At 59.3% G+C, this 7,372-nt stretch carries 7 protein-coding genes; 6 read left to right on the forward strand and 1 reads right to left on the reverse strand.

From position 1 onward, the window contains the following. Positions 1 to 114: 114 nt before the first annotated feature. Positions 115 to 312, reverse strand: a complete 198-nt coding sequence (locus NKI61_RS31675; protein WP_352842293.1) for a hypothetical protein — start codon at positions 310 to 312, stop codon at positions 115 to 117. 696 nt (positions 313 to 1,008) lie between these two features. Between NKI61_RS31675 and NKI61_RS31680 the strand changes: the two genes are divergently transcribed. The 6 genes from NKI61_RS31680 (at position 1,009) to NKI61_RS31705 (ending at position 6,619) form a co-directional block, all read left to right on the forward strand. Further along, complete coding sequence (locus NKI61_RS31680) at positions 1,009 to 1,200, forward strand: hypothetical protein (protein ID WP_023740327.1); 192 nt, start codon at positions 1,009 to 1,011, stop codon at positions 1,198 to 1,200. A 607-nt stretch (positions 1,201 to 1,807) separates the two neighbouring features. Continuing rightward, positions 1,808 to 3,013 carry a pilus assembly protein TadG-related protein gene (locus NKI61_RS31685; RefSeq protein WP_352842294.1) on the forward strand — a complete coding sequence of 402 codons (1,206 nt, stop codon included), beginning with the start codon at positions 1,808 to 1,810 and terminating at the stop codon, positions 3,011 to 3,013. Between the two features lie 4 nt (positions 3,014 to 3,017). Next, positions 3,018 to 3,458, forward strand: coding sequence for a TadE/TadG family type IV pilus assembly protein (locus NKI61_RS31690; protein ID WP_352533904.1), 441 nt, complete (start codon positions 3,018 to 3,020; stop codon positions 3,456 to 3,458). Then, the gene (locus tag NKI61_RS31695) at positions 3,448 to 3,858 is read left to right on the forward strand and encodes a TadE/TadG family type IV pilus assembly protein (protein WP_023716265.1); all 411 of its coding nucleotides are present in this window, start codon (positions 3,448 to 3,450) and stop codon (positions 3,856 to 3,858) included. Before NKI61_RS31690 ends, NKI61_RS31695 begins: the two co-directional genes overlap by 11 nt. A gap of 1,421 nt (positions 3,859 to 5,279) precedes the next feature. Continuing rightward, positions 5,280 to 5,525, forward strand: a complete 246-nt coding sequence (locus NKI61_RS31700; RefSeq protein WP_023740330.1) for a hypothetical protein — start codon at positions 5,280 to 5,282, stop codon at positions 5,523 to 5,525. 719 nt (positions 5,526 to 6,244) lie between these two features. Then, positions 6,245 to 6,619, forward strand: a complete 375-nt coding sequence (locus tag NKI61_RS31705; protein ID WP_352842296.1) for a VanZ family protein — start codon at positions 6,245 to 6,247, stop codon at positions 6,617 to 6,619. Positions 6,620 to 7,372: the final 753 nt, after the last annotated feature.

Here is a 7,372-nt window from a genome sequence, read left to right on the forward strand (position 1 = left end):
TTGGATTGGCGCCAAATTCTCCCGATGACGCCCATCGGTTCCGCCTGTCGAAGCTGAAGACAGCAACGGTCGGGCCCGTGCTTTCCTTCCTGGGGTGACGCGGGCCGCCGTCGCTCAGCCTTTGCGCGAGCCGGTGATGATAGACGGGAATTTGTTGCTGCTGCTGGGCAGACCTACCAGTTGGCGGAGCTCTTCGCATAGCTCTCTCGCGTCTTGGCGCGAACACTCGCAGCGATAGCGCAGGATTGTAGCCTGTTCAAAGTCCTGCTGAATGTCGTTCAATTCGGCCAGCTTCCGTTCGATAGAACTCATCTAGGTATCATGCGCCTAGAAGTGGCCGCGCGCAAACGCTGGTTCGATAGCCGATGCCCAGTTGGGTTGTGCTGCGCTCTTAAGCGTCGAATTCCAGCGGCTGGTGCTCCGGTAGCTCCTGCCACATCACTTGGTGGAACTCGGGACGGTCTCCCCGTTGCGCGCAGTGTGGCGCGCATAGAAATGCTCCTTCTCCCAGTCAGGGTCATGTGGCTTGCCGGAAATGGGCGGTCCGAGGTCGGCCATTCTGGTCATGCCCGACCGAACCCGCCGCAGCGGCAAAGAGTTTCCGGAAAGGCGTGCCTGTTGCCCGATCGCCCGCTCGCATTTTTTGTACCATATATTCGCGGCCTCCATTAGCATCCTCTCATGGCAACTCTGCGGTACGGGGTAAGGCGGGAACCGGATGGGACGTGGACAGTATTCGACGTGTTCACCGGGCTGCCGGCTATTGTAGCGGGCCACCCATCTGTCGACCTTCCCGACATGGAGTATGCCGAAGAGCTGGCGGCCATCCTGAATGCCAACGACCTAAAGCAGAGGCTATCTCACGGAAGGTTCCCGGGAGGGTTCGCCTGACTGAGGTGTGATTCGCCCGGCTTCGTACTGCCCATCCAGGGTGGTTCGTCCGTTATTGAACTGCCGACTACCAGGGTCCTAAATCGACTTGCCATTGCTTTTCGTAGGGAGGGTGTGATGAGCAACGTGGTGCCAATCCGAAAGGCGTTGCCTCGCGTGGAAGTGGTCGGAGCCAGTGGCGAATGGGTCGTTCGCATCATAGAGACCGACCAGGAAATTACACGCTCATTCGGCCTGGAATCGTTTGCGCTGTCCTTCGCTGAAGGCCAGCGGATACGGCTACATCTCGACAAGGTTGTGCGGCTTTAGGACCCTCCTGCGGATGGGTAACCTCAGGGCCGCGACGGTGATGGCCCATGGATGTGCTTGAACAGGAGATTGCCGATCTCCTGCATTGCCGTCATATCCGGGTAAGCCGCTAAACGGAGACTTCACCGCAGACGCTGCCGAGCAGCGGGATCAACACGAAGCTGTCATCCCGAAACTTGCTTACGGTGGTGATCGTGAAATCTTCTGCTCGACAAGCCACACCCATGAGGAGAATGCTTCCGCTGTCCGAACTCACGACCTGGCAATTTGGCGCATGAGCGAAGCGCGATCGACCCAAGATACGCGTGTGTGCGGATCTAGGACTCCTGTCGAGGCTCAATAGCGGAACAGCCGCGCAGCCATGTGGCTCCCAATCACGGACGGTCAGATTGCGACCCAAAGCTGCCGGTCAGCAATGCGCCTCCATTGGCCGTAGTGATGACGCCGCATGAAGCACATGCGAGGCGAGGAGGATTTGCAGCACACCTGTTTCGTCTGGCAGGTCGGACTTCCATCGAATCGGAATGGGTTTTTTACACATTCGTTTATCTATTCGTGGTTTCTAATACATATGGCATCCAACGCGTTCACCCGGATTTGGTTTGCTTTGAGCCGCCTAAGGCGCGCCACGAACGGTAACGTTGCCGTCATCGTTGCCTTCACCTTGCCGGTCGTGGTTGGCGGCGCCGGCCTCGGTATGGAGACATCCTTCTGGTATTACAGCAGCCTTAAGCTGCAGGCCGTTGCCGATGCCGCGGCCTATGCCGGTGCGCTCGAGAAAGTCGCGGGTTCCGACAACCCGACCATCATCGCCGCCGCCACGCAGTCCGCGACTTCGAACAATTTCGCCACGCCGGGCACGATCCAGGTCAACACGCCGCCATTGTCCGGCCCGAACACCGCAAAGAAGGCGGTGGAGGTCATCGTCAAGCAGAACCTCGATCGCTACTTCACGGCGATTTTCAACCAGGCGCCCGTTGCCGAACAGGCAAGGGCGGTGGCGCTGATCAATGACGCCTCCAAGGCTTGCGTACTCGCGCTTAGTCAGTCGGCCTCCCAGGCTGCGCTCTTTTCCGGCAACACCACCGTAAACCTCACCGGCTGTTCGGTCATGTCGGACTCGATTGCCTCGGACGCCATAAAGACGCAGGGCTCGGCGGTGCTCAAGGCCGACTGCCTGATCACGGTCGGCGGCATGGTGCTGAACAATCCAGCGACCACGGTCTGCAAGTCCAACATCACCCAGGCCTTGCCGGCAGCCGATCCTTTCTCCAGCCTGGCGGCGCCGACGGCCGGGAACCCGTGCAAGTCTGTCAACGGCAACAAGACGTCGCAAACACTCCAGCCCGGCACCTACTGTAGCGGCATGAGCCTCAGTGGCAACGTCACCCTGCAGCCCGGCGTCTACGTCGTGCAGGGCGGTATGAAGGTCAACGCCAACGCGGTCGTCGCGGGCAGCGGCGTAACCATCTTCATGGCAGGCAGCAACACCGTCAGCATGAACGGCAACGCCAAGGTGACGCTGAGCGCGCCGACATCCGGAACCTATTCCGGCGTGCTGTTCTACGGCGACAGGACCGGGACCGCGGCGCAGAGCACCTTCAACGGCACCGCGGCCTCGCTTTTGACCGGCGCCATCTATTTCCCCAGGCAGCAGGTCAACTACCTTGGCAACTTCTCCGGGAACGGCGGCTGCACTCAGGTCGTCGCCGACACCATCCAGTGGTCCGGCAGTACGACCATCAAGCAGGACTGCACCAGCCTCGGGATGAAGAACATTCCGGCGACGCAATCCGTTCAGCTCGTCGAGTAGCGGGATGGGTGGGCGGACCTTGCGCATTGTCCTGGACAAATCCGGGATAGCTGCCGTGGAGTTTTCCATGTTGCTGCCCATCCTGTGCCTCGTCTGCCTCGGCATCGCCGACGGCTGGTCCTACGTGACGAGTTACCTGCAGATGCGCGCGGGCGTCAAAACCGCGGCCAATCTCGTAATGGCCGGCGCGTCCAATGACACTGGAACGCAGGCGGTCGCGCTTTCGAGCTGGAACGACAAGCCCGAGGACGCCGCGGTCGTACTGGTCCGCTCCTATTTGTGCGGCGCCACGGTCGTGGATGCGACCACCATCTGCGGCGGAACGAAGCTGCCGACCGTCTTCGTCCAGATAACGGCCACGGGCACCTGGGTGCCCCCGTTTAACTTCGGTGTCTTCCCGGACCCGCGCGCGATCAGCCATCAGGAGGTGATCCGTGTCCGCTGAAAGGATCGGATCCAGATGGCGCCGTGACTGCTCCGGCGCAGCCGGGCTGGAGTTCGCCTTGATCGCGCCTTTCCTGGTAATGCTTTTGTTCGGAATCTTCGCCTTCGGCTGGGCCATGAATGCCGTGTCGACCGTCCGCTATACGCTGGAAACCTCTTCTCGGGCGCTGCAGCTGAACAACACGCTTTCGCAGAGCGACATCCAGGCCATCGCCACGCAGAAATTGGTGAACCTGGGTCTGCAGAACGTCATTGTGACGATCGCGATCGACCCTGCCAGCGGCGGCTTCAAGATGGCGCATCTGACCGCCAGCTATGCCTTCGTCATCGCTTTCCCGTATTTCGACCAGTATCCGATAAATTACGCCACGACTGTCACGGTGCCCCTGGTTGCAAGCTAGGATACGGCCGGCTTGGTTGAGTTGGCGGCCCTGTATTCAGCTTCCCAAGGCAATGCGTCGAAGTCGGGCTTGTGCCCCGCTTCACGGTAGTCAGCCTGAGTGAGGAAACCTGCTTTGTCCCGCGCCACAACGCAAACTAATGGCGGAGTGCCCGGGCACCTATAAACGCCTACAGCTTTTTCCATGCAACAGGTGTGCTACGGGTGCTCGGAGATGTCGTCCTTCATTGCGATGACAGAACATGAGCGAGGATAGTAGCGGCCCGGCATCACTGAAGGTGCGGGTTGGTCAAATTCGTACAACTCTTTTCATTGCAGAGAGAGTTTCGGCGAGCTTATTAATGTGTCGTTTGCCATTGCCTTTTCTGGGAGGCTGCGATGGTTGCAACGCCCATAGATATCGCTCGATCGGCCACTACGGCCACCTGCTCATGCGCCAGAAGTCCATGGCGGAACCCGCCACATTTCGCTGGGACATGGATCAATCGCGCAGGGCCATCCGAGCCTCACGCGAGCTTCTGAAGCGCCTTCGTCAACGTCGTCGCGACGTGGCGCTAGGCTGGGAAGATGCCGACCCGTCTACTGTTGCCGTCTCCGCGTTTCAAGCCGACGTTTTCCGCTCTGCATTCCGAGCCCTAGTAGGGGAAACGGGTACGCCTGAGTGTCAATAACGTGATTTAGCCAAGGCCCTGGTGCGCGATTTCACTGGGTGCGAGCTGATCGAAACTGGCTTGGTGGATTGGATCATCAGCAAGTAGCCGCTGCCCGCCAGCGGCCCAGCAGCCGTCTGCGGGACTTTGCAGCGGGCGCGCTGGGCCTGACCGGTGGGGCGGTGTGGTATCCGCCGGCTGGCGAACATATGCGCCTCCTCTCAACGCCAGCGAAACATCCAAACGAACGAGGTGATCTAACCGCGATCTCGCCATCCAAGGCCAACACATAGGCCGATAGCAAAGGCCTATAATAGCTGAGAGAACGAAAATGGCCGACGCCCATGGTTGGGGAACCCGGGTGGGTAGGCGCCGGCCACAAGCGGAACAGGCCCACCGCGCCACACACATGGCTGATTTGTCATCACGTGGTTATGGTGTGATCGCGTAGGGCTAGACCAGCGGAACCTAGTAACGCCGCTTAGTAAGCGATCCTCGACGCGATCGTTCATCGCCACGACGACTTGGGAAACTTGACGGTTGCAGCCCTCTGCCATGTCGAGCTCAAGTCATGAACATCGGCCCTCCGATCATGAGCAGGCATGCGCCCATGCTACCATATCGCGCTCCCGGTTTCGCAAGGCGCAGCAGCAAGGGGGAGGCGACCAGAGCCGATGTGAAGGGGACTAGGCAGCTAATATTCGCTTGCGCTAATTTAAATGTGCCGTAACGTCATGCTCAGCCTTTTTGGGGAGGAGCAACGGTGGGGAGTATGATGAGAGTAGCTGTGTTTTGCGCGGCGATCGTGATCGCTGGGACTGGTGTCGCTGTTTCCAAGGAGAAGAAGGTGGTGGTGAGTGACGCCACGGACCTTTGCTCTACGAAGCACTCGGCCAAGAAGCAGGTGCTCGAGCTGGACTGCAGGCCGACCGGAACCGCCAAATTGCCGGCCGGTGGAACGCCGGAAAAGCCGCGCCTCGGATACGACACCGATCCGTGGCTGGTTAAAGGCCTTTAGACACTAGTCTAGCCGACGGCAACACAGCGCGGCTAAGGGGAATGTGCGCTGGCGGTGAAGCCTTCTTTGTTCTCTCGTCGGTGGAACATTGTCGCTTGGAAACGCTTCGGACGGTGCACTGCCCCATCAGTGCAACGTTCCCTTCCTTGTTTGCACTGGCCGGCTGCTGAAAGGTGGCCGGCTTTTTTGCATATAACCGCGACCTGATGTTTGAGGCTTGTTGATTGGACAGCAGCGAGTGGCCGCTGCTGGCTTAGCGTCTAGGATTGAAATCTGTAAAGGCGAGATCACCGAGGGAGGGATGACCAGACTAAATAACGGTTTCGTCTGTTAGCCGCGACGCGGGCGATAATTGAATTCAGAAGGGCGTCGGCCGGGCTGCACAGCCGGGCCAAGGCTGGAAAGAGTTCCGCTCCCGCCCAGCCGTGCCCGGCATGATACGCATCGCACCTGGGCGCAAGCGGTACCAACGGCTCGCCTATTCCGCCGCGCCTTTTCGGCAGGAATCCCTCGGCCTCATCACAATGGAGGGCGACATTCGCAGCGCCCTATGGAACCATCCAGAGTGACATGGGCTGTTTCATGGAACTTACTGATGACATCAGGAGGCCTGTTAAGCATGCCAGTTGTTCGCGCTCTTAGCTCAGATGCAGGTTTGACCCTGCCCAGTGCGTCGGTCGGGGAAGCGAGAACTAGGAACCGGGAGTGCTACGAATAGATTGCCGCAGTCGACCTTTTATCAGAGCATGGCAAGGGCTGCCTTTCTCTCCACGTTGGCAGCCGTCCTGTTGCTCGCCCTATTGCCAGACCACCTGCTGCACGCCCTCGGATTGGCCTTTACGTCTCATCACGACAAGCTCAACCACGCCGCTGCGTTCGCCACCTTGTCGGCTTTGGGTAGCCTCGGCTGGCCCCAACAGGTGGTCCGGCTGGCGGTTCTACTTGCTTTAACGGGCGCAGCGATCGAAATCCTTCAATGCGTCACAGGGCGTGACATGAGCGTCTTCGACTGGTTTGCCGACTGCGCCGGAATGGCATACGGGCTGAGAACTATGAGCTGGGTGAAGGAGATTCTAGGCGAACCGGTTATTTGATCGCCACAGGCTCCGCCTTACCGCCGCCGTCTTGGCCCACTTGCCAGCCTCACGCCCGGGGCCGCCCTCGAACCCTCGCTATTTTCAATTTCCGACGCAAAGGCCGACACCAAGGCGAATGGGTTTCAGGGCCGCTCACCATTTAGACTTAGGTCCGATTCTTTCGAGCAAATGGCCGAACCCGGAAACATTTCTCCTTGTACTTTGTTGCAGTGGCCGTGCCGCTGAGGAGAACATGCACAGTGCCTCTATCAAATGAACTGCGCGACGTACCTTTAGAATTCCAATGCCCCTCCTGTTCACGCCCTATGGTGAGAAGGGGATCCTGGCTGCAAACGATTGCCGGTTTCAAATGCGATAGCTGCAGGTCCAGAGTGCGGCTCGGCTACGAAGAGAAGCTGGCCATATTCGACCGGCACCTTAAGCGAGGCGCGCCGGATCTGGGCCGACGACCAATGGAGTGCGATCCCGGCAACGGTTCCTGAGAGTGTGTCGGCAATTCAAGCTCCAACTGCTTGCGGTCTGCCGCAAGTCCAAGCTTTCATCTGGTCGCAAGGTCAGGAGGCTCTTTCGTCCATACGGAACCGATGATGGCGAGAGGTTTCGATGCGCTCGGAGCACCGAGCAGGTCGACACGTTTCTGGTAGCGACCACCAATCTCTAGCTGACCGCTTCCACGTTCTGACGAGGTGCGAGCAACTTGATCTTCAATAGTCTTTTTCGAGCCAGCATGCTCGCCGCCTCTGCGATACG

Origin of the sequence: Mesorhizobium sp. M0514, from assembly GCF_040321145.1 — a bacterium.
In the GTDB taxonomy this organism is placed as follows: domain Bacteria; phylum Pseudomonadota; class Alphaproteobacteria; order Rhizobiales; family Rhizobiaceae; genus Mesorhizobium.

What these genes read in the sequence shown, in the direction of transcription:
- NKI61_RS31675 (WP_352842293.1), bottom strand. Translation starts at nt 312, where the DNA reads ATGAGTTCTATCGAACGGAAGCTGGCCGAATTGAACGACATTCAGCAG.
- NKI61_RS31680 (WP_023740327.1), top strand. Translation starts at nt 1,009, where the DNA reads ATGAGCAACGTGGTGCCAATCCGAAAGGCGTTGCCTCGCGTGGAAGTG.
- NKI61_RS31690 (WP_352533904.1), top strand. Translation starts at nt 3,018, where the DNA reads ATGGGTGGGCGGACCTTGCGCATTGTCCTGGACAAATCCGGGATAGCT.
- NKI61_RS31700 (WP_023740330.1), top strand. Translation starts at nt 5,280, where the DNA reads ATGATGAGAGTAGCTGTGTTTTGCGCGGCGATCGTGATCGCTGGGACT.